This window comes from Cohnella sp. AR92 (genome assembly GCF_003990975.1).
Lineage (GTDB): Bacteria > Bacillota > Bacilli > Paenibacillales > Paenibacillaceae > Cohnella.
Genome location: NZ_RZJR01000006.1, coordinates 400,399 through 422,758, shown reverse-complemented (window position 1 = coordinate 422,758; position 22,360 = coordinate 400,399). Strand labels below are relative to the sequence as shown.

21 protein-coding genes and 2 pseudogenes are annotated in these 22,360 nt (G+C 58.4%); 19 read left to right on the top strand and 4 right to left on the bottom strand.

The genetic code is table 11. The annotated features are described in order from the left end of the window. Positions 1-419: pseudogene (locus ELR57_RS12435) on the top strand (IS1182 family transposase); the annotation flags it as partial. 148 nt (positions 420-567) lie between these two features. Here the strand turns inward: ELR57_RS12435 and ELR57_RS12430 are convergent. Further along, complete coding sequence (locus ELR57_RS12430) at positions 568-1,578, bottom strand: LLM class flavin-dependent oxidoreductase (RefSeq protein ID WP_126959377.1); 1,011 nt, start codon at positions 1,576-1,578, stop codon at positions 568-570. Positions 1,579-1,798: 220 nt separating this feature from the next. Between ELR57_RS12430 and ELR57_RS12425 the strand changes: the two genes are divergently transcribed. The 8 genes from ELR57_RS12425 to ELR57_RS12390 all read left to right on the top strand — a co-directional run bounded on the left by ELR57_RS12425 (position 1,799) and on the right by ELR57_RS12390 (position 10,106). Further along, a complete protein-coding gene (locus ELR57_RS12425) occupies positions 1,799-2,488 on the top strand; it encodes a metal-dependent hydrolase (protein WP_126959376.1) in 690 nt (229 codons plus the stop codon). A gap of 19 nt (positions 2,489-2,507) precedes the next feature. After that, positions 2,508-2,777, top strand: coding sequence for a YqkE family protein (locus ELR57_RS12420; RefSeq protein ID WP_238162501.1), 270 nt, complete (start codon positions 2,508-2,510; stop codon positions 2,775-2,777). A 121-nt stretch (positions 2,778-2,898) separates the two neighbouring features. Further along, a complete protein-coding gene (locus ELR57_RS12415; RefSeq protein WP_158630011.1) occupies positions 2,899-3,966 on the top strand; it encodes a nucleoside hydrolase in 1,068 nt (355 codons plus the stop codon). A gap of 95 nt (positions 3,967-4,061) precedes the next feature. Beyond that, entirely contained in the window at positions 4,062-4,739 is a 678-nt protein-coding gene (locus tag ELR57_RS12410) for a GntR family transcriptional regulator (RefSeq protein ID WP_126959374.1), read from the top strand. Positions 4,740-5,015: 276 nt separating this feature from the next. Then, on the top strand, positions 5,016-6,377 hold the full coding sequence (locus ELR57_RS12405; protein ID WP_126959373.1) for a GntP family permease: 1,362 nt from the start codon (positions 5,016-5,018) through the stop codon (positions 6,375-6,377). A gap of 34 nt (positions 6,378-6,411) precedes the next feature. Further along, positions 6,412-7,968 (top strand): gluconokinase, encoded by a 1,557-nt coding sequence (gene gntK, locus ELR57_RS12400; protein ID WP_126959372.1) that lies wholly within the window; start codon positions 6,412-6,414, stop codon positions 7,966-7,968. 21 nt (positions 7,969-7,989) lie between these two features. Continuing rightward, positions 7,990-8,349 carry an antibiotic biosynthesis monooxygenase gene (locus tag ELR57_RS12395; RefSeq protein WP_126959371.1) on the top strand — a complete coding sequence of 120 codons (360 nt, stop codon included), beginning with the start codon at positions 7,990-7,992 and terminating at the stop codon, positions 8,347-8,349. 266 nt (positions 8,350-8,615) lie between these two features. Next, positions 8,616-10,106, top strand: a complete 1,491-nt coding sequence (locus ELR57_RS12390; protein WP_126959370.1) for an RCC1 domain-containing protein — start codon at positions 8,616-8,618, stop codon at positions 10,104-10,106. Positions 10,107-10,171: 65 nt separating this feature from the next. Here ELR57_RS12390 and ELR57_RS12385 read toward each other — a convergent pair whose 3' ends face one another. Next, positions 10,172-10,642 (bottom strand): Dps family protein, encoded by a 471-nt coding sequence (locus ELR57_RS12385; RefSeq protein ID WP_126959369.1) that lies wholly within the window; start codon positions 10,640-10,642, stop codon positions 10,172-10,174. Between the two features lie 185 nt (positions 10,643-10,827). On the opposite strand from ELR57_RS12385, the gene ELR57_RS12380 reads away from it, so the two are divergent. The 10 genes and pseudogenes from ELR57_RS12380 to ELR57_RS12335 all read left to right on the top strand — a co-directional run bounded on the left by ELR57_RS12380 (position 10,828) and on the right by ELR57_RS12335 (position 20,370). After that, positions 10,828-11,709, top strand: a complete 882-nt coding sequence (locus ELR57_RS12380) for a radical SAM/SPASM domain-containing protein (RefSeq protein WP_126959368.1) — start codon at positions 10,828-10,830, stop codon at positions 11,707-11,709. Positions 11,710-11,924: 215 nt separating this feature from the next. Beyond that, the gene (locus ELR57_RS12375; protein ID WP_126959367.1) at positions 11,925-13,202 is read left to right on the top strand and encodes an ArsB/NhaD family transporter; all 1,278 of its coding nucleotides are present in this window, start codon (positions 11,925-11,927) and stop codon (positions 13,200-13,202) included. Between the two features lie 85 nt (positions 13,203-13,287). Further along, a complete protein-coding gene (locus tag ELR57_RS12370; RefSeq protein WP_126959366.1) occupies positions 13,288-13,689 on the top strand; it encodes a Fur family transcriptional regulator in 402 nt (133 codons plus the stop codon). Further along, entirely contained in the window at positions 13,659-14,426 is a 768-nt protein-coding gene (locus ELR57_RS12365) for a winged helix-turn-helix domain-containing protein (protein WP_126959365.1), read from the top strand. Before ELR57_RS12370 ends, ELR57_RS12365 begins: the two co-directional genes overlap by 31 nt. Before the next feature lie 47 nt (positions 14,427-14,473). Continuing rightward, positions 14,474-14,761: pseudogene (locus ELR57_RS12360) on the top strand (FAD-dependent oxidoreductase); the annotation flags it as partial. 192 nt (positions 14,762-14,953) lie between these two features. Further along, positions 14,954-16,531, top strand: coding sequence for a peptide ABC transporter substrate-binding protein (locus tag ELR57_RS12355; RefSeq protein WP_158630010.1), 1,578 nt, complete (start codon positions 14,954-14,956; stop codon positions 16,529-16,531). A gap of 152 nt (positions 16,532-16,683) precedes the next feature. Further along, entirely contained in the window at positions 16,684-16,884 is a 201-nt protein-coding gene (locus ELR57_RS12350) for a cold-inducible protein YdjO-related protein (RefSeq protein ID WP_126959362.1), read from the top strand. Positions 16,885-17,090: 206 nt separating this feature from the next. Then, the gene (locus ELR57_RS12345) at positions 17,091-18,515 is read left to right on the top strand and encodes an aldehyde dehydrogenase family protein (RefSeq protein WP_126959361.1); all 1,425 of its coding nucleotides are present in this window, start codon (positions 17,091-17,093) and stop codon (positions 18,513-18,515) included. Between the two features lie 25 nt (positions 18,516-18,540). Then, entirely contained in the window at positions 18,541-19,911 is a 1,371-nt protein-coding gene (locus ELR57_RS12340) for an aldehyde dehydrogenase (protein WP_126959360.1), read from the top strand. A gap of 105 nt (positions 19,912-20,016) precedes the next feature. Next, positions 20,017-20,370, top strand: a complete 354-nt coding sequence (locus tag ELR57_RS12335) for a hypothetical protein (RefSeq protein ID WP_126959359.1) — start codon at positions 20,017-20,019, stop codon at positions 20,368-20,370. Between the two features lie 93 nt (positions 20,371-20,463). Here the strand turns inward: ELR57_RS12335 and ELR57_RS12330 are convergent, their stop codons facing one another. Then, positions 20,464-21,507, bottom strand: a complete 1,044-nt coding sequence (locus ELR57_RS12330; RefSeq protein ID WP_126959358.1) for an ABC transporter permease — start codon at positions 21,505-21,507, stop codon at positions 20,464-20,466. Then, positions 21,504-22,304 (bottom strand): ABC transporter ATP-binding protein, encoded by an 801-nt coding sequence (locus ELR57_RS12325; RefSeq protein ID WP_126959357.1) that lies wholly within the window; start codon positions 22,302-22,304, stop codon positions 21,504-21,506. Before ELR57_RS12325 ends, ELR57_RS12330 begins: the two co-directional genes overlap by 4 nt. Positions 22,305-22,360: the final 56 nt, after the last annotated feature.

Sequence of the window (22,360 nt, the reverse complement as noted above, 5' to 3'; positions counted from 1 at the left end):
CTATTGCAGAGTCCGAGCGCCAAGACGAGCAAGARCATGCGGGAGAAGATCTTCTCGASCTAGGTGAAGCGGCGCAGATGACAAGCGAGAAGCTGGCCGCGGCTGTTCAGAAGCTGGAGACTAAGCTTCAAGATAAACCAAAGAACAAACCCCTCAAGAAGACGGTACGGGTGCTCCGCAAAGACCTCCTTCCGCGTCTCCAGAAATAKGAGAAGCAGCGAGAGATACTCGGCGATCGAAACAGCTTCAGCAAGACCGATCCGGATGCGACGTCCATGCGCATGAAAGAGGATCACATGCGAAACGGCCAGCTCAAGCCGGGCTACAACGTGCAAATCGGGACGGAAGAGCAGTTCATTATCGGTTGTAGCCTGCATCAACGTCCGACGGATACTCGTTGCTTAAAGCCTCACTTGGAAAACTGAAAGCAGCCATTGATCGAAAACGTAAAATAGCAGTGCAGGGATAGCCTCCCTGGCACTGCTATTTTTCAAAAATAACCCATTTTACTTAAGCGAGCTGTTCTAAAAGTGAGATAGAACTTACTTTTGAGACAGCCCCTTATGTTTATTCGCTTGCCCGAAGGCCGAATGCCTCCGCCAGAAGCCGGTACGATTTGAGCCTCGCCTCGAAGTCATGCGTGATCGTCACGACCATAAACTCGTCGATGCCGAACTGATCGCTCAAATTCTCCAGCCGCTGCTTCACCTGTTCCGGCGTGCCGGCAATTCGGCGGTGGGAGCCCGCGCGGATTCTCTCTCGGTCGTATTCGGTGTACGGATAGCTCAAAGCGGTCTCCACCGAAGGGAAGAAATCCAACATGCGGCCTTGCTCCAGCGACAGGAAGAACAGCTCCGTGCTCGTCGCGAGCCTGGCCGCTTCCTCTTCGGTGTCCGCGCAGATCACCATCACCGCCGCCAATGCGCGGGGCTCCGGATGCAGCGCATTCGGCTGATACCGGTCTTTGTAATAAGGAATCGCGTCCTCGCTGCCCGGCACTCCGAAGAATTGGGCATAGGCGTAGGGAACGCCCAGGCGTGCCGCGATCTGCGCGGTTCCCATGCTGGAGCCGAGCAGCCACAGCTCCGGCTTCGTCCGGATGGAAGGGGAAGCGTGAAGCCCGGCGAACCGGTGTCCGGCAGGAAGCGAGTCGTACAGGTAATTGATCAGATCGCCTACCTGCTCCGGGTAACGATCGATATCGCCGTAACGCCCTTCCTGCAGGGCGCGGGTCGAGAGAGGCATCCCGCCGGGAGCGCGCCCGAGTCCGACGTCGATCCGGCCGGGGTTCAGCGCTTCGAGGAGCTTGAAGTTCTCCGCGACCTTGTAGGCGCTGTAATGGGGAAGCATGATGCCGCCGGATCCGAGCCGAATCCGCTTCGTGTTCGCGCCGAGATGGGCGAGCAGCACCTCGGGGCTGGAGTGGGCGAGCGAACGGGACGAATGGTGCTCGGACACCCAGTAGCGATGGTAGCCCAGCCGGTCCGCTTCCTGGGCGAGCTTGGTCGTATTCATAAGCGCCTGCGATGCCGTTTGGCCTTCGCAGACTTGGGATTGATCGAGAATGCTAAGCTTCAAGTGGAAAACCTCCCTTTAGGGATGGATGTAGGTTGGGAGAGCGCGGCCATCGCACGCAGCCTCCATATCCTCTCCATCATACCTTCCCTCGTTAACTGTAGTCAATAAAATCACAGAATAAGCGCATGCCGGTCCGCTTGAGGTGCGAAGGGAGTTGCGATGGAATTGAATTTTCCTCGCATTGTCGTTTATGATGAGGATAAACAGGAGGTGCTGCACAATGGAAATTACATACCATGGCCATTCTTGCATACAGATCGAGACAGGCGGCAAGTCGCTTATCATCGATCCTTTTCTTAGAGGCAACCCGCTTGCCGTTACGAAGCCGGAAGACATAAAGGCGGATGCCGTTCTGCTCACGCACGCCCACGGCGATCATATCCTCGATGCGGAGCCGATCGCGAAAGCGAACGACGCGCCGGTCGTCGCGATCGTGGAGCTCGCGACCTACATGTCCTGGCAAGGCGTTCGGACGGTCGGCATGAATCTTGGCGGCACGTACGATCTCGGCTTCGCGAAGGCGAAGATGATCCCGGCCTTCCACAGCTCGGGTATCGTCGACGAGAAGACCAAGACGATTCACTACGCGGGAATGCCCGCCGGCTTCCTTATTCGCGCCGAAGGCAAGACGATCCTGCATACCGGCGACACCTGCCTGTACGGCGACATGAAGATGATCGGCGAACGCGAGAGCATCGACCTTGCTTTCCTGCCGATCGGAGATCACTTCACGATGGGGCCGGAGGATGCGCTGCAAGCGGCGAAGTGGTTCGGCGCCCGGCACGTCGTGCCGGTTCACTACGACACGTTCCCGCCAATCCGCCAGGATTCCGAAGCGTTCGTGAATAAGCTGGAGCAGAACGGAATTCGCGGCCATGTCATGGCTCCGGGAGACCGTTTCACCCTGTAATCCATAGGAGGAACCGATCGTGGCGAAGAAAAAACAGAACCCGACGGCAAGCAAGCCCGCGACCGCGGATTCGTCCGACGCGCCGATGACCCTCAAGGAGCTGCTCGGAGCCGATGTCATCCGCAAGCTGAAGGCTCAAGCCGACGAGCTCAAAGCCGAGGAAGCGGCCGTCCGCGAGCGCAAGCGCCAGGAAGAAGAGGAGAAGCGCAAAGCGGAGCAGAAGCGGCTCGACAACGACTTCGAGTATCTTCTGAACAACAGCAGCGCGGATTGGAAGAAGTACAAATAAGCGGCTCCAAGCCGGACGTAGAAGAAGCCTGTCATGCGCAGGCTTCTTTGTCATATATGTTAATATTCAAGCCTGTTAGGCCAATACGGGGAAAATGGTAAATCCGAAGGGGGAGCTTACGGTGGAGGAGGAGCGGGACTGGCCGGACACGCATCATTCGAAGCAGAAACCGAGGCTCATCCTCGATATCGGCGCCGGCATCGACAGCGCGTTCGCGCTCGTCTACGCGCTGCTGTCGCCCCGGGTTCGCCTTGAGGGCATCCTCGCGACCTCCAACGGCGCGTATTCCGCGCGCCAGGCCGCGGACAACGCCTTGCGTCTTATTCGTTTGTGCGAGCCCGGCTATGAGATTCCCGTCGCGATAGGCGCGGAATCGGCGATGCCTCTTCCCGGCGACGGGGTTGATGAGCGGGGGTCGCGGGAGGGCAGGGTAGCTTCCGCGCACGAAGAGCGCGGTAGCGGCGGCGTCCCTGGCGACGACGGCCGCCAGGGGCTGGGGGACGCGCTGCTCGCCCCTTCCGATCAGGCGCCGGAACCGCTGCCCGCCGCGCCGTTCCTCGCGCGCGCGGCCAAGGCTCGTCCCGGCGAGCTCACGCTCGTGCTCGCGGGACGAGCCTCCAATTGGCCGGCCGCGCTGGCGCTCGAGCCGGCCACCCGCGCCCGGTTCCGCGAGATCGTCGCGGCGGGCGGAACCGTGCTTGCCCCGGGCGACGCCACGCCCGTGGCGGAGACGAGCTTCCGCGGCGACCCGCAGGCCGCCGCGGCGCTGTTCCGGACGGCCGCGCAGCTCACGGCCGTCGGACTGGACGCGGCGCGGCGCGCGCTGCTCGCCGCCGCCGATCTCGCGCTCGCGGCGGAGATGAGCCGCGAGCCGCGGAAGCTCCGCGCCGCCGAGCTGCTGCGGCGGCTGCATGCCTACCGAGCGCGGCGCCTGCTCGCGACAGGCTGCCCGCTCGGCTGCATCCCGCTTCACGCGACGCTCGGCGTGCTAGCGGCCGAAGAGTCGGGGCTGTTCGCCTTCCAGACCTGGCGCGCCCGGGTCGAGAGCGGCGGCGGTCTCGCGGCCGGCATGGTGGTCGCCGATCGCCGGGATCCGCCTTCCGATGCATCGGGGAATCCGATCCGCTTCGCCATGGACTTGGACGGCCCGCGCGCGATCAAACGGTTCCTGTCCGTCTTTGTCGATTGAAGAAATTAACCGTTTACAAAGGACAAATCGAAGGGTAAAATAAAAACTGCTTTTCTAAGTTGTATACAAGTACACAGCGAGAGGGTGTGACCGGGATGGCTTATCCTGCCGCATGGCTCCGCGGAGCGTCGCTCGGCGAAGCGATTACTTGCGAGCTTCGGCTCGGCATCGTCACCGGCAAGCTCAAGCCCGGGGAGAAGCTGTCCGAGAACCGGATCGCCGCGGATTTCGGCACGAGCCGTTCGCCGGTTCGGGAATCCCTGCGCACGCTATCCGACGAAGGCCTTATTCGGCTCGAGAGAATGGGGGCCGTCGTTCTCGGCTTAAGCGAGGACGAGGTCCGGGAGCTGTTCGACGTCCGAAGCTTGATCGAAGGCTTCGTCCAAGAGAGGCTGTCGCATATGGACCTGGAGCCGGTCATCGTTCAGCTCGAGCGCATCATCGACAAGATGACGCTCGCCGCGAAGCATCGGGACGTCGAGGAGTTCGCGTTCCAGGACTTCTCCTTCCACGAGACCATCGTCGCGGAAGCCAAGCATTCGCGAATCTGGCAGCTGTGGCGCAGCATTCGTCAGCTCGTACTCACCGTCATGCTCGTGACGACGGAGAAAGTGTTCGGCGAGGGCGAGGAGCGGACCGAAGCGGTCGTCGAGAAGCACCGGGTTCTCCTTCAGGGATTGCGGTCCGGAAGCGAGACGGAGATTCGAAAGCAGGTTCGGAATTACTTTGCCGATTCTTACGTCACCTTGCACCGCAGCCTTGGCCAATCTTAGGCCCCGCATTGACGATAGCTTACTCGAGTACAAGAGAGATCAGCGATTGGCTGAGCTTCTCTCGATCAAAGTTGTCGACATGTATACTTGTAGGCATTTATCGGCGATTTTTTGCGCACATCTTTGCTTATACAGTCTAAGCAATATTCTTCGCATCAAGGACAACGAACGATTTGTGCTTAAGCGGTTGTTCCTGCCAAGAAAGGCAACACTAGCAGCAAGATGCTTGGATGACCGCATAGGTCCGGCAACCAGATCAACCATCAGGAGGACGACATGAACACTTTGTTCGGAATGAGCCATACCGCTACTTTGTTAGTTTGGACGTTAATTGCAATCGCTTTCCTCATCGTCATGATCTCCAAGTACAAGTGGAATCCGTTCGTCACGCTGCTGATCTCGGCCCTCGGTCTCGGGCTGCTGACGGGCATGAAGCCGGCGGACGCCGTCACGTCGATCACGAAGGGACTCGGGGGAACGCTAGGCACGATCGCGATCGTCATCGGTCTCGGCACGATGCTCGGCAAGATGATGGCCGAGTCGGGGGGCGCGGAGAGAATCGCGACGACGCTGATCGATCGATTCGGGGACCGCAAAGTGCATTGGGCGATGCTGATCGTAGGCTTCCTCGTCGGCATTCCGGTGTTCTTCGAGGTCGGCGTCATTCTGCTTATTCCGATCGTCTTCATCGTGGCGCGCAAGATCAAGATGCCGCTGCTGCAGATCGGAATTCCGATGCTGGCGGGCTTATCCGTCGTGCACGGGCTCGTTCCGCCTCATCCGGCGCCGATGATCGCCATCGACGCTTACGGGGCCAATCTCGGCAAGACGATCCTTTATTCGATCCTGATCGGTCTGCCGGTCGCCATTCTGGCCGGTCCGGTCTTCGGCAAGTTTATCGGCAAGCGAATTCAAGTCGAACCCGATCCGAAGCTGGTGGAGCAGTTCGCCATGAAGGAGCAGCGCAGCCTGCCGGGCTTCGGCATCACGCTGTTCACGATTCTGCTTCCGGTCATCCTCATGCTGATCGGCTCCATCGCCAGCATCGCCGATCCGGACAAGACAAGCGGCTTCACCGTGTTCTGCGAATTTATCGGCCATGAAGTCGTCGCCTTGCTGATCTCGGTCGTATTCTCGTTCTTCTCGCTCGGGTTCGCGCGAGGGTTCACGAAGGAAGAAGTGTCGAAGTTCGCTTCCGACAGCCTGCCGCCGATCGCCGGCATCGTCCTTATCATCGGAGGAGGCGGAGCGTTCAAGCAGGTGCTGATCGACAGCGGCGTCGGCCAGGCGATCGCGGATCTGGCAACGAACGCGAACATCAACGTCATTCTGTTCGCTTGGCTGGTCGCCGCGTTGATTCGCGTCGCGACCGGTTCGGCGACCGTCGCGATGACGACCTCGGCCGGCATCGTCGCGCCGGTGCTCGCGATGACGCCGGGAGCGAACGTCGAGCTTGTCGTGCTGGCGACGGGAGCGGGATCGCTCGTCCTGTCTCACGTCAACGACGCGGGCTTCTGGATGGTGAAGGAATTCTTCAACATGAGCGTCCCGCAGACGCTCAAATCCTGGACGGTCATGGAGACCCTCTTGTCGGTGGCGGGATTGATCCTTATTCTGATCGTAAGCGCATTTGTATAAAGCAAAGCTGTTGGAGAGAGCGGGGAGAGACGGTATGAGAAGCAACGCAGGTTATCGCATTGGAATCGATATGGGGACGACCAGCACGAAAGCGGTCGTGTTCGACCGGGAAGGCAAGGTAATCGCAACGGCGAACGAGGGCTATCCGCTCTATACGCCGACGCCGTCGATCGCCGAGCAGGATCCGGAAGAGATCTTCGCGGCGGTCGTTCGTTCCGTCGGGCTGGCGGTGAAGGAAGCGGGACTTAGGCCGGAGGACGTTCAATTCGTCTCCTGCAGCTCGGCCATGCACAGCGTCATTCCGCTTGATGCCGACGGCAAGCCTCTGATGAGGGGGATGACGTGGGCGGACAACCGCAGCGCCGATTGGGCCAAGAAGCTGAAGAACGAGATGAACGGGCTGGCGGTGTATCGCCGCACGGGAACGCCGATTCATCCGATGTCTCCGATTACGAAGCTGATGTGGCTTCGCTACGACGTTCCCGAGCTGTTCGAGCAGGCGGCGAAGTTTGTCTCGATCAAGGAATACGTGTTATTCCGCCTCTTCGGCCGATATGTCGTCGATCATTCCATCGCGTCCGCGACGGGAATGATGAACCTGTCCCGCCTCGAATGGGACGAAGAGGCGTTGTCGATCGCAGGCGTAACGCCGGAGCGGCTGTCCGAGCTCGTTCCGACGACGTTTATTCTCGAGGGCATGACGAACGCCTCCGCCGCAGCCCGGATGGGATTGGCGGCTTCCACGCCGTTCGTCGTAGGGGCGAGCGACGGCGTTCTGTCCAACCTGGGACTGAACGCGATCGATCCCGGCGTCGTTGCCGTGACGATCGGCACGAGCGGAGCGATCCGTACCGTTATCGACGAGCCGGCGACCGACCCGAAGGGCCGATACTTCTGTTACGCGTTGACGGACACGAAGTGGGTCATCGGGGGGCCGGTCAACAACGGCGGCGTCATCTTCCGTTGGGTGCGCGACGAGTTCGCCGCGTCCGAGACGGAGACCGCGAAGCGGCTCGGCATCAGCCCCTACGACGTTCTGACCCGCATCGCCGAGAGAGTCCGTCCCGGTTCGGACGGCTTGCTGTTCCTTCCGTACCTGACGGGGGAGCGGGCGCCGCTCTGGAATCCGGACGCGCGCGGCTCCTTCTTCGGGCTGACCCTGCACCATCAGAAGGAGCATATGATCCGCGCCGTCCTGGAAGGCGTCGTCTACAACCTGTATACGGTCATGCTGGCGATGCAGGAAACGACCGGCGTGCCCAAGCGGATTCTCGCGACCGGAGGCTTCGCGCGCTCGCCGCTCTGGCGCCAGATGATGGCCGACATCTTCGGCCAGAACGTCGTCGTGCCGGAGAGCTACGAGAGCTCCTGCCTGGGAGCGGTCGTGCTCGGCCTGCAGGCATTCGGCGACGCGGACGCCTTCTCGAAGGTAGCGTCGATGGTCGGCACGACCCACGAGCATATCCCCGATGCGGCCGCTTCCGAGACGTACCGGGAGCTCCTGCCGCTCTTCGTTCGTCTTTCTCGCAAGCTGGAGGAAGAATACGCCGACATTGCGAAGTTCCAGCAGAAGTTGTTTAATCAAGAGTGAGACAAGAAGGAGGAGAGGCTAATGATCGTAGCGACCAACACGATCCGCATCAAGCCGGGACACGGCCTTGAGGTGGCGGAGAGGTTCAAGAACCCGAAGGGAGTCCAGCAATCGCCCGGCTTCGTGAAGATGGAACTGCAATTCGCGCCCGGGGAAGAGCACGACGAGCTGCGGGTGTGCACCACTTGGGAGAGCAAGGAAGCTTTCGACGGCTGGGTGAACAGCGACGCCTTCAAGCAAGCCCACGCTCACTCTCGGCCGGCGGCAGCCCCGCAAGGAGCCGGAGAGGCGGAATCTTCTCCGCGGCAGGGTCCTCCGTCAGGCATCATGCTTGGATCCAAGCTGACTATTCATGAGGTCTTGTTCAACACCCAAGCTTAAGGAACTCTCTCCAGACCGCCTTGGCCGTTCTCGGCTCCAGGCGGTCTTTTGTTTACATGCTAGGGCAACGAGATATTCAGAAAATCGCAGTAACAGAGGCTCCTGAGGGGCTACGCAGACAGAGTAAACCGGCGCTTGGAGAGATAAGTCCTCCATCGCCTTCCGTTCCGCAACAAACAAGCCTTCTCTATCGTCTATATTCCAAACAATGGATCGGCCGTAAAAATACGGCGGATCGAATATGAAGTTTGGAGGCTGTCGCGATCATGTCTACCTGGACCCAGAAGACGTTGCGTCTGCGCGTAACCATTGTCCTGTGCTGCTTGGCGTTGTTCCTGCCGGTTGCCGCCAATGCGGAAACAACCGGATCGAACACATCGGTGAAAGCGGAGAATCCCAACGCATTATGGACCTCCCAGATTGAAGCCGGCGATTCCGCCGCATACGCCGTCGGCGCCGACGGTACGGTATGGGGATGGGGAGGAGGCTACGGAGCTCTGGGACATGGAGCGACGACGCCGGCCTTTCTCCCCGTGCGGATTCGTATCGACAATGTAAAGCAAGTCTCGAGCGGTTATCGCCACACCCTATTCCTGAAGAAAGACGGGACGGTGTGGGCGGTCGGCGGCAATGAACACGGCCAGCTCGGGATCGGCAAGCAAAGCGAGGGAGCGGAGCTGGTGGAGGAGCCGGTGCAGGTACCGGGGCTGACGGACGTCATTCAAGTGTCCGCCGGCGATACGCACAGTCTTGCCGTCAAGAGCGACGGTACGGTCTGGGCTTGGGGCGGCAACGAGAACGGAGAGCTAGGGGACGACTCGCGGAAGAACGGCTTGCAGCCGAGATTGGTGAATGGGCTGCCGAAGGTGAACAGCGTCGCGGCGGGCCGTTATACGTCGCTTGCGCTTGGGAACGGCGGCGAGGTTTGGGTATGGGGTTTGCATGCTTACGATACGAAAGACATTTTCCATGGGTATATCCGGAAGCCGACCCAGCTACCTTCCGATAGAGAATTTACGGCGATAGCAGCCGACTTATGGCAAGGTGCAGCGCTTGATAGCACGGGAGCCGTCTGGGTTTGGGAGAACTACAACCATTCCAGTTGGAAGAAGGCCGATCTTCTGCCCGTCCAAGTCCCGAAAATAAGTCAAGTCGTTTCTTTAACGACATGGTCGGCGGTGGATGCGAACGGCCAGGCTTGGAGTTGGGAATTCTACGATGGGTCTGTCAGCCATATCAGCGTTCTTGACTTGCCGGTTAAGCAGGCTAAGGCCATAACGGCGGGCAGAGGCACAATCTACGTGCTCATGAGCGACGGCAGCGTTTATTCAAAAGGCGATAATAACTTCGGGCAACTCGGTCAAGGAATCCTAGATCCGGAGGCAAAGGAATTTAAGCCGGTCCTCCAAGCGGCTTCCATCCGATTGAACGGAGAGACCCTGGAGCTTGCCGTGCCGCCGCTGATTCTGAACGGTACGACTTATGTTCCGCTTCGTGGCGTTCTGGAGAAGATGGGCGTCGACATCCGTTGGGATACGTCTACTCGCTGGGTGATCGCCGACAAGGGCGATACGCGCATCGTCTTTAACGCGAAGAACGGACAAACGACCGTCGACGGGAAAGCCGTCCAGCTCGATGTAAAGCCTATTAACGCGGGCAATAGCTTGCTCGTTCCTTTGCGATTCGTCTCGGAGACGCTTGGCGCCAAGGTCTCTTGGAACGCGGCGGCGTATTCGGTGGAGATCGCGGCACCTTAAACCAAATGCCAAAAGAAGCCGAACGGAGCAACTTCCGTTCGGCTTTCTCATTGTGCATCGTCTCATTAGTTGCCGGCCGGCTTGATTGCAGGCTCGATCGCTTTGCCCAGATAAGCGTGCAGCATCCAGATGCGCTTCTCGAGGCCGGCAACGATGTCCTGAAGCAGATCGGCGCTCGTGACGTCGCCGAGGGATTCGGCATAGGAATGGCCGAGCCTCGATTCTTCCGCCGCCAGGCTGAAGTCGTTCGCGATCGCCGCAACCATTTGTTCGGCGTTCTCCTTGCCGCCGCTTTCTTGAATCGAAGCGGCCTTAAGCGTCTCGGACAGCGACAGGATCGCAGGATCCCCCAGCGCCAGGAGCCGCTCGGCCAGCTCGTCGATGTGCTCGGCGGCCTCGCCGTACAGCTCTTCGAACTTCGCATGCAGGGTGAAGAATTGCGGTCCCCTTACATGCCAGTGGTAATTTCTCAGCTTCATCTCGATCACGATCCAGTTCGCCAGTTGCTTCGTCAATACGTTTCTCATCGCGCTCATTTTGTTTTCCTCCCGTGTTTTAAATTTAAACTAAGTCTAAATATGACTCTAATATAGCACGAGATTCAGGCTTCATCATGAAGATTGGATGAAGATCGGGAGCGCTCGAGAGACTTCGAAAATGACGGGAACGGGCATTGTTTGCTACAATAGGAGAGCTAGCTGGCGTGGGGGTTTAAGACGGAATGAAAACATTCAAGAAATTCTATATCGAGATTACGAGCGTATGCAATCTGGCTTGCAGCTTCTGCCCGGAGACGAAGCGGCAGGCTCAATTCCTGAAGACGGAACGCTTCCGGCATATTCTGGACGAGATCAAGCCGCACACGGATTCGATCTATCTGCACGTCAAGGGCGAGCCGCTGCTGCATCCGAAGATCGACGAGCTGCTCGACATCAGCGCGGAGAAGGGCTTTAAAGTGAACATCACCACGAACGGAACCCTTCTTCATAAGAACCGCGAGAAGCTTCTGAACAAGCCGGCGCTGCGGCAGATGAACTTCTCGCTTCACAGCTTCGACGGCCATGCGGGCTCGACGGATAAGGAAGGCTACGTGAGCAAAGTGCTGTCTTTCGCCAAGGAAGCGGCCGGCGAACACGGCGTTCTGATCTCTCTGAGACTATGGAACCTGACCGAGGATAATGCCACGAACGCGGCCAGGCGCAGGAACCGAGAGATCCTGGAGATGATCGAACGCGAATTCGAGCTGGACTACCCGATCGGAGAGGAGTTCCAGCGGGGGAAGGGAATCAAGCTCGCGGAGAGGATCTACCTGAACCAGGACCACGAATTCAAATGGCCGAAGCTGACGGAGGAAGAAGACCTCGGCCGCGGCTTCTGCCATGGGCTCCGCAACCAGGCCGGGGTGCTGGTGGACGGCACGGTCGTGCCATGCTGCCTGGACGGGGAAGGCGTGATCAATCTGGGCAACATCCATGACAAGCCGTTCTCGGAGATCGTCGAAGGGGAGCGGGCGAATCGGATGTACGACGGCTTCTCCCGCCGCGAGGTCGTCGAGGAGCTGTGCCGCAAGTGCGGGTACCGGCAGCGATTCAGCCTGTCGTGAGCAACGGCCGAATAGGGATTGTCAGCCATTCTGCCGTCTGATAAGATGATAAAGTATTGTCTTAATGAATAGCCATTAATCTTAAAAAGTTAATAATCGTTTTTTATTGGGGGAGCCTGTCAAATGCAGGCTTCTTTTGTTTGTTTTAGGGTTACGAATCGTAGCGGAATCGTTCCGCGTACCGGTTCCCATTCCAATCGTTGACGGAGGAAGTCATGGAAGCACAAGCCATCTGGGCCATCGTTATTTTCTTAGCGACTTACGCACTCATCATCTCGGAGAAAATCCACCGTACGATCGTCGCCATATTGGGCGCCGCGGTTATGGTGGGGGTCGGCATTATTGAGCAAGAGACAGCGGTACACCATATCGACTTCAACACGCTTGGCCTGCTCATCGGCATGATGATCATCGTCGGGGTGACGGCCGAGACCGGTTTATTCAACTATCTGGCGATCGCCGCGGCGAAGAAGGCGAAGGGGATTCCGGTCCGCATTCTGATCGCATTGGCGCTCATAACGGCGGTCGGTTCGGCCTTCCTGGATAACGTGACGACGATCCTGCTGATGATTCCCGTCACCTTTAGCATCACGCGCAAGCTTAAGGTCAATCCGATTCCGTTCCTGCTTACCCAGGTGATCGCCTCGAACGTCGGCGGAACCGCGACGCTGATCGGAGACCCGCCCAATATCATGATCGGCAGCGCGGTGGAGGAGCTGACTTTTAATGCGTTCCTGCTGAATCTCGCTCCGATCATCGGCGTGATCATGCTCGTCTATGCGGCGATCTTCTGGCTGCTCTTCCGCAAGCAGCTTCGCGCGTCCGAAGAAGATATCCGAAGTCTTATGGAGATGGACGAGAAGCTTCTGATTACGGATCGCAAGCTTCTGACGAAGTGTCTGGTCGCGCTCGGTTTGACGCTGATCGGCTTCTTTACCCATCAACTGCTGCATCTGGAATCGGCGACGGTCGCGCTCGGATGCGCTTTTCTGCTGCTCTTGCTGACGGGGGAAAAGGCGATGGAGAACGCTCTGCACAAGGTAGAGTGGACGTCGATCTTCTTCTTTGTCGGGTTATTCGTCCTCGTCGGAGGGTTGGAGGTGACGGGAGTCATCTCTAAGCTGGCCGAATCGGCGATGGATTGGACGGGCGGCGATCCGGTCGCTACGCCGATGCTGATTCTCTGGCTCAGCGCGATTGCTTCCTCCGTCTTGGACAACATTCCGTTCGTCGCGACGATGATTCCTCTCATCCAAGAGATCGGAACGATGGGCTACGGCAACCTGGATCCGCTATGGTGGAGCTTGGCGCTCGGTGCTTGCCTGGGCGGCAACGGAACGCTGATCGGAGCGAGCGCGAACCTGGTCGCGGCTAGCCTCGCCGCCAAGGAAGGACACACGATCACCTTCCTCCGGTTCCTGAAGTTCGGCTTTCCGCTGATGCTCGTCTCCATCGCGATCTCAAGCGTTTATGTTTATTTGAGGTACTTGTAAACCGCGAACAAGGTTTGACATGGATTTAAATTAAGTTTAAAATTATACTTAATTTAAATATAATCGATACGAGGAGGAACGCTTGATGTCAAGGTACGGTTTAACGACCCCGCGCAAAATCATCCTCGAGATCGTGTCAGACTCGCACGATCATCCGACGGCGGCCGACGTCATCGATCGCTTGAAGACCCGCGGCCATTCGGTCGCTTACGCAACGGTATATAATTCCCTACGTTATCTGACCGAACAAGGAATGATCCGCGAGCTGAAGCTGGAGGGGGACGCCAGCCGGTACGACGCCCGCACCGAGGATCACCAGCATATCGTCTGCACGGAGTGCGGCCGGGTCGACGAAGTGATGACCAAGACTCCTCAGGACTGGCTGGACCGGATCGCCGACGATTCCGGTTATTCGATAACGGAAGAACAGATGCTCTTCAAGGGGGTGTGCCCGTCATGCCGAGCCTCGAGCCCATCCAAACGTTGAGCGAGTCCGCTATCGCGGGGCTCGAAGGGGCTTGCTGCGATACGACGAGGAGAATCGTCATCATCAGCGCGTTCCCGGCCGCGCTGAAGCAGCTGGTGTCCGAGCTGATGACCCGCTGTTACGACGTGCTGGTGTTCCACCATGCCGAGGAACCGATTCTCCCTCTGTTGGACAACGATTTGTTCATCGTGGACCGTACCCGAATCGCGGACGAGAACGTTCCGTCGACGGTCAACGCAAGGACGGATATCCTCTATCTGATTCATCCGGCGCACGGACAGGTTCCGGAGCAGGGAAGAGCCCTGCCTTGGCCGAGCCCGGTCCAGGAAGCGGTCGGCCTGATCGAGGAGATGACCAGCGAACAGCCGAACGGCGTCAAGACGCTCGCCGCAGGGAGTGACGGGGAAGCGCTGCTTGCAGCCGCTTCGCATCGGGAGCAAATGATTCGCTTCAAAGATATTCTCATGGACTTGAAGCGGATGCAGACGATCCAGAACGGCACTCGGATCGATCTGACGAAGACGGAATTCGACCTTCTGCGCTTGCTCCTTACGTCGGGAGGGGTGCTCTCCCGCCAAGATATCATGGAAGCCCTATGGGGAACGGATTACTTCGGCGGCAGCAATTCCATTGACGTTCATATCAAGAGCCTGCGCCAGAAGCTGAGAGACAACCCGAAGCAGCCGCGCTATATCGTTACTGTGCGAGGCTACGGTTATCGGATCGCAGAGGATTAAGAAGCTCGCGATATCGCCGGGAGAGCTCCTGGCCGGCGCCGTACAAAGAATCCGGTCGAGAAGAACTCATTGAAGCGGCAGGAATCTTCGTCGCCATCGGACACAACCCGAACACGAAGTTCCTGAACGAACAGCTGGAGGCCGATTCTCACGGCTATCTCGCCGTGAAGCCGGGCACGACGGAGACGAACGTCCCGGGTATCTTCGCCTGCGGCGACGTTCAGGACAACCGTTACCGTCAAGCGATCAGCGCCGCGGGAACGGGCTGCATGGCCGCTCTCGATTGCGAGAGATTCCTGAAAGCATCCGAGGATACCGTCGCCGTCGTCGTATGAATTCGAATCCAATCCCGTCTTTTCCAGCTAAACCAACAACCATCCTATTAGAGCGAGGGCAGCCATTGCCTTTGCTCTTTTTTTTTACTTTGTGTTGCGAGCTTTGGAAAATAGAGGATTTTAAGAGAAAATGTCGAATTCATCTGAATGGCATATGGGTTATTATGGAAAATATTCTGGGGGGGTTCAGACATGAGAAGGTTATTGATGTTGGTATTGAGCATGGTTCTGTTGTCGTGTTCGGCTTTCGGGGCTGTTAACGCGGAAGCATCTTCTGCCCAACAGACGTTGCGGATCGGAGTCGCCGCGTTGCCTGACTCGCTCGACCCGGCTCTCGCCTATGATGTCGATTCATCCGCGATCGCAAACGGATTGTTCGAGGGCTTGGTTCGGTTGAATGAGAAGGGAGAAGTCATCCCGGCAATGGCGAAATTCTGGAAGATCTCCGCCGATGGCAGAACCTACACGTTCACGCTGCGCTCCAGCGCCAAGTGGAGCAATAAGCAGCCGGTCAGCGCTTGGGATTTCGAATATGCTTGGAAGAGGGCTCTTGCGCCGGATTCTGCGAATGCTTATGCTTTCAAACTGTTCATGATCGCGAATGCGCAGAAATACAACCAAGGCGCGCTCAAAGATGCCTCGAACGTGGGCGTGAGAGCTTTAAACAGTTATACGCTTCAGGTAACTTTAAAGGAGAAAACGTCCTATTTTCTAAGGCTTCTTGCCGAAGACGTGTATAAGCCCGTCAACGCCAAGATCGCGAAGGCGAATCCTTATTGGTCCTTAGCCGCGAGCACCGTCGTAACGAATGGCCCCTTCAAGCTGAAAAAATGGGACGATAATCGGATAAGCGCGGTCAGAAACCCCGATTATTATGCCTCCAAGGAGATTCGCCTCGCCGAGGTGACGTTCGTGCAGCCTGCAACGGGCTCCCTGGAGAATGCGTACTCGAACAAGCAAATCGACCTTGCGGCAGGCAATGTGGATCCGAGTACGTTATCCTCCGCCGATGCGCACGACTGGCAGAGCGTTCCCATAGCTTCTACCTATTTCTATCAATTCAACACGACGCAGCCTCCCTTCAATAATGCAAAGATCCGAAAAGCGTTGGCCATGGCCGTCGAGCGCGACACGATCCGCTACGGCAATCCCGGCTTCGGCTTTGTTTCGTGGGGCATCCAAGGGGACGGCGAGTTCTATCGGTCGCAATTCGCGGACTCGACTTATTTCCAAGAGGATGCGGCGCAAGCGCGCGAGCTCTTGAAGGAAGGGCTTAAGGAAGAAGGCTTGACCGAGCTCCCCGAATTCTCGATCATCATCAACGATCTGGCAAGTCATGCCGAGATTGCGGAGGACGTCATCGCCAGCTGGGAGAAAAATTTAGGGATCACCGCAACCTACGAGAGCCAGAGCTTCGGGGAATTGCTGGAGAATCGAAAGCATTTGGATTACTCGATCGCAAGAGCGGGGTGGGGCGCGGATTATAACGATCCGTCATCGTTCCTGGAATACTTCGCTTCCTGGAGCCCGGACAACGACTCGGGCTGGAGCGACCCGACTTACGACGGCTATCTCAAGCAAGCGCGGCAAACGTCGGATCCGACCATTCAGATGCATTTGTACGCGCAAGCCGAGAAGCTGCTGATGGATCAAATGGTTATTCTTCCGTTATATTACTATGTATCGAATCTTCTCATGAGATCCGATGTGGCAAACGTTAACTTGAACTATGACGGCTCCATATCTTATACAAGGGGATATCGGACTTAAAATCAAAAGATTTCTAACGGCGATGCCGCCGGTCCTGCGGGCCGGCGGTTTTCTGTTCGGCTCTCGCTCAAGCTTGACTTGGATAAGACTAAAGTAATATATTAATTCGGTGTCTTTTTAAACGAAACGTACGAAGGGAATGCGATTGCGAATTGTCAGGTAACGAAGAAGAACAGAAACAGAAGCTCAACATTGTCAAAATCCTCAAATGCAGAAACAACGATTGCAAAGCTTGGGTTCGCGAGGAATTCGCGGTTCCGGACCAGGTATGCCCGATGTGCAAAGGTCCCATGCTCCGAACGATGAAGCATCTCCCTGCCCTCCAGAAGAAGTACAAGTCCCCGACCCGCTAACGATGGGGAAGGGCGTCGCGGAGACGCCATAGGGGCGATCGTCCATAACCGTATAATCGAACGCCTCCCGCATGGAGGCAATGGCTGCCCGCCGGACTCATGCTCTCTCCGGTCGGGCGGCTTTTATTTTGGGTTTTTCGACGCGGCCGGAAGTGGTATTCTTAAAAGACAAAGGTTGGCAACGGCAGGAAGGAGCGAGCTTCATCATGAGACAGGAATTATGGATTGACGGTGCGTGGACCCCGTCGGACGGGTATACGGTTCTCAAGTCCCCCTACGACGGGGAGGTATTGGCCGAAGTCGCGCAGGCTGGCGAACGGGAGACGATGCGTGCGATCGAAGCGGCCCAGAAGGCGGCTCCTTTAATGGCGGGCATGCCCGCTCACGAGCGCTCCGCCATTCTGGAGAGAGTCGTTCGCTTGATGGAATCCCGCAAGGAGGAGCTGGCGGCTCTGCTCACCCGGGAAGCGGCGAAGCCGCTCAAGACGGCGAGAGGCGAAATCCAGCGGACGATCCAGACGTACCGGTTCGCGGCGATGGAGGCGACCCGCATCCACGGGGAGACGATCCCGATGGACGCCGCGCCGGGCGGCGAGGGAAGGATCGCTTATACGGTCCGCAAGCCGCTTGGCGTCGTCGGCGCGATCACGCCGTTTAATTTTCCGTTTAACCTGGTCGCGCACAAGGTAGGGCCGGCGATCGCGGCGGGCAATACCGTCGTTCTGAAGCCGGCCGGCCAGACTCCCCTGTCGGCGCTGGCGCTGGCCGAACTGTTCGCCGAGGCGGGACTGCCGAACGGAGCTCTCAACATCATCCCCGGCAAAGGCTCGGTGGTCGGGGAGGCGCTGGCGAGAGACGACCGGGTCAAGGCGATCACGTTCACGGGGAGCCCGGAGGTCGGCATCTCCTTGCGCGGCAAGGCGGGGCTGAAGCGAGTGACGTTGGAGCTCGGCTCCAACTCCGCGCTCATTCTCGATTCGGACGCCGAGCTGGACGACGCGCTGATGGATCGGTGCGTGCTCGGGGCATTCTCCTTCAGCGGCCAAGTGTGCATCTCCATTCAGCGGATCTTCGTTCATCGCTCCATGCTTGGCGAGTTTCTGGACAAGTTCGCGGAACGAAGCGCGAAGCTGAAGCTGGGGGACCCCGCGCTGGAAGAGACGGACGTCTCCTCGCTCATTCATCCGGCGGAAGCCAAGCGGATCGATGAATGGGTTCAGGCGGCCGCGAAGCGCGGGGCCAAGGTGATCTTAGGAGGACGAATGCGGCCGGACGGCGTCTACGAGCCGACGATCGTCACGGGGGTTCCCGAGGACGAACCGTTGTGCTGCCGGGAAGCGTTCGGGCCGGTGGTGTGCGTCGAGCCATTCGATTCGATCGACGAAGCGATCGAGCGGGTGAACCGCTCGCGTTACGGGCTGCAGGCGGGGATTTACACCCGAAGCATCCATACGGCGATGAGGGCGGCGGAGAAGCTCGAGGTCGGAGGCGTCATGATCAACGATTTCCCGACGTTCCGGGTCGATCATATGCCGTATGGCGGCGTCAAGGAGAGCGGAATCGGCCGAGAAGGAATCAAGTACGCGATAGAGGAATTAACCGAGTTGAAGCTGATTTCGATTCGCACTTAATACGGGGGACGGGGAGAGGACAAGGATGACCGCGATCGAGGAGATTGTCCGGAAGCAAAAGGCTTGGTTCGGCACGGGAGCAACAAGACGGACGGAGGACCGCCTCCGGAGGCTGGATGCGCTGCGCGATGCGATCAAGTCGCGCGAGCGGCAGGTCATGGACGCGCTGCGTCAGGACCTGGGCAAGTCGGACCGGGAATCGTACATGACCGAGATCGGCATCGTCTACGAGGAGATCCGTTTCATCCGCAAGCGTCTCCGCAAGTGGACGAAGCCGGCCAAGGTCAAGACGGCGATGACCCATATCGGTTCGAGAGGCTATCTGGTGAGCGAGCCTTACGGCACGGTTCTTATCCTCGCGCCGTTCAACTACCCGTTCCAATTGGCGATCTCTCCGCTGGTCGGCGCGGTCGCGGCGGGCAACACCGCCGTGTTGAAGCCCTCCGAGCTGACGCCGCGCGTCGCGGGCGTGCTGCAGGAGATCGTGGAAGCGGTCTTCCCGCCGGAGCACGTCTCGGTCGTGCAGGGCGCCGTCGAGGAGAGCAACGAACTCCTGCGTCAACCTTTCGATTACATCTTCTTCACCGGAAGCGTTCCGGTGGGCAAGGTCGTCATGGAAGCGGCGGCGAAACGGCTCGTGCCGGTCACGCTGGAGCTAGGGGGCAAGAGCCCGTGCATCGTGCATGATGACGCCGATGTGAAGCTTGCGGCGAAGCGCATTGTCTTCGGCAAGTTCATGAACGCGGGGCAGACGTGCATTGCCCCCGATTATGTCTACGTGCACCGCGATCAGAAGGCGAAGCTGATCGAGGAGCTGCGCCGTACGATTACGGCTTTCTACGGCTCGGATCCGGTTAGCAGCGAGGAGCTCGGCAGGATCGTGAGCGAGCGTCACTTCCATCGGCTGGTCGGGCTGCTCGAAGGAGCGGATGCGGTCATCGGCGGCAATTATGACCGGGAATCGCTGAAGATTGCGCCGACGGTCATCGATCATGCCGATTGGCAGCTGCCGGTGATGGGAGAAGAGATCTTCGGCCCGCTTCTTCCGATGCTCGAATATACGAATATCGAAGAAGTCATCCAACAGGTGAACTCGCGGCCCAAGCCGCTCGCGCTATACCTTTTCACCAGAGACAAAGCGTTGGAGAAGCGGATCATCGACACGATCCCGTTCGGAGGCGGCTGCGTGAACGACACGCTCATGCATATCGCCACGCCGTACCTGCCCTTCGGCGGAGTGGGATCGAGCGGCATGGGCAGTTATCACGGCATCTACAGCTTCCGGACCTTCTCGCATCAGAAGAGCGTCCTGAAGCAGACGGTGCGTTTCGACTTCTCCTTCCGCTATCCGTCGGCCAAGAACGGGCTGGCGATTCTCCGCAAGCTGTTCCGGTAACGGATGTGCGAGCTTGTTCATTGAAGCTTGCGGCATTTTGTATTAAGATAATCAATCAGGACTAGTATCCATTTCTTAGCTGTTTAACGGAAGGGGCAAGTCGTCATGAGAGAGGTATCCATCGATCTGTACAAGGATTGGCTGGACACGGTGCGCGAGATCTATCGGGGTTCCGGAATGCCGTTCGCTCCGGACGCTCCCGCGGAATTGATCGGGACGACCTACTTCTTGAGCACGGCTGCCAATGAAGAGGAAGCGAACCGGATGCGCATCGAGAACGAGAACTGGCTTCGCGAGCTAGAATCGCGGATTCTGAACAACCTCGACGCCGTCATCATTCCGGATATTCGCAGCCGGACCGGTTACCAAGGCGAGCAATTCCGCTTCAAGTGGATTTACCAGCAAGGCGAGCATATCGTCGAGGAGTGCTCCAACTACCGGATCTCCTTGAATCCTTGAACTCACGAAGCAAAAGGGATATCCCGCAGGCCGTTGACGTCGGCTCTGGGATATCCCTTTTTGTCGATTAACCGGTTCTCGCATGCAGACCCATTAGAAAGCCCTCTGCTTCTTCAGCGATGCGATATTCAGCAGGATGAAGGCAATGGAGAAAGCGAGAAGGACATAAATATTAAGCTGAATGTCCGCGAAGCGTTCGCCGCGAAGCATGATTCCTCTCATCGCGTCCGCTCCGTAGTAGAGCGGCATGACATAGCTGAGCTTCTGCAGCCAGGGGTTCATCGCGTCCAGGTTGAACAGGCCGGAGAAGAACACCTGAGGCACGATGACGATCGGAATGAACTGAATGATCTGGAATTCGGTGCCGGCGAACGAAGAGAGCAGGGTTCCCAGCGTCAGGGCGACGAGGCTGAGAAGGAAGTTCGTGAGCAGCACCAGCCAGATGGAGCCGTCCATGTATAAGCCCAGCACATGAATGGAATACAAGGCGATCAGCGTCGCCTGCAGGATCGTAAACACGCCGAATCCGATAAGATAACCGCTTACGATCTCGTAGCGCCGAATCGGCGTCGCCATCAGCCGCTCCATCGTGCCGGTTGTCTTCTCGCGCAGGAAAGCGACCCCCGCAAGCAGGAAAACAAAGAAGAACGAGAAGAAGCCGACAAGCACCGGGCCGAACGAGTCGAAGGAAGTGAGCTTCCCTTCGCCGTGCTCATAGGAGACGAGCAGCTTCGCCGAGAATGCGCTTGAGGTCTGATCGATCCGAATCTCCTGCTGAAGCGCCTGTTGGATCAGAAGAAGCGCGGCCTTCGACTTCGAAGGGTCGCTGCCTTCCAGACGCAACGAGGGTTGATTGCCTTCGGTCGTCAGCAGCGCGTCGAGCTTGCCGTCGCGCAGCGCTACTTCGGCTTCGGCGGACGAGGAATAGGAGTGGACGTGCGCTCCCGCCTGATCCAGCTTCTCCTGCCAAGCCTCGGGATAGTTAACGGTCCCGATATCGGGCTTCACTTCCTGACCGTTAAAGACAAAGTACATGAGCGTCAGAACGAGCAGAGGGGCTAAGAAGAGCAATGCCAGCGTCCGGCGATCCCGGGCGAATTGGCGGATAATCCGCAGAGCAAGCGCGCGCGCTCTCATGTGGCCGTCCCCCCTCCGAGAGCGATAAAGGCTTCTTCGATCGTGGCTTTGCCGCTCGTTTGCTTCAACCCTTCCGGAGTGTCGACCGCCGTCAGCTTGCCGTCGCGAATGAGGCCGATCCGGTCGCAGCGGTCGGCTTCGTCCATGACGTGCGTCGTCAGGACGATCGTGATCCCGCGGGCGCGCAGAGCGAGCAGCTCCTCCCAGATCGACCGGCGTAGCACCGGGTCGATGCCGACGGTCGGCTCGTCGAGCAGGAGGAGCTCCGGCTCGTGCAGGAGCGAGACGGCGAGGGAGAGACGCCGCTTCATGCCGCCGGAATACGCGGCTGTCGGCTTGTTCAGATGCTCGGTCAGGTCGACGAGCTTCATGACGGAGCCGATTCGTTCCTTCCTTCTCGCTCCGCTCAAGCCGTACAAGGAAGCGAAGAATTCCAGGTTCTCTCTGCCGGTGAGCTCGTTATACAGGGCATCCGATTGGGCCATATAACCGACGCGCTGCAGAGCGCTCCGCACCGGCATCCGTTCGCCGAGCAGCGTGACGGTGCCGCCGCTCGGCGCGTCCAGGCCCATGATCTGCTTCACGAGCGTCGTCTTGCCGGAGCCGGAAGGACCCAGCAGACCGAACAGTTCGCCTCGGCGAATCTCGAGGCTGATTTCGCTCAACACCGTGCGGCTGCCGTACGTTCTAGTGAGCTTGCGCAGCTCGATTGCCGGGGGATTGCCGCTTCTTTTCCTCTCATCCGATTGATTCGACTGATCTGTTTGGTCTGATAGAGCCGGCAGCTTATCCGCCATGCAGGTTCCTCCCGTTAGGATCGAGTGATTGACCGCTTGCCTCTTGCTAGACCTTG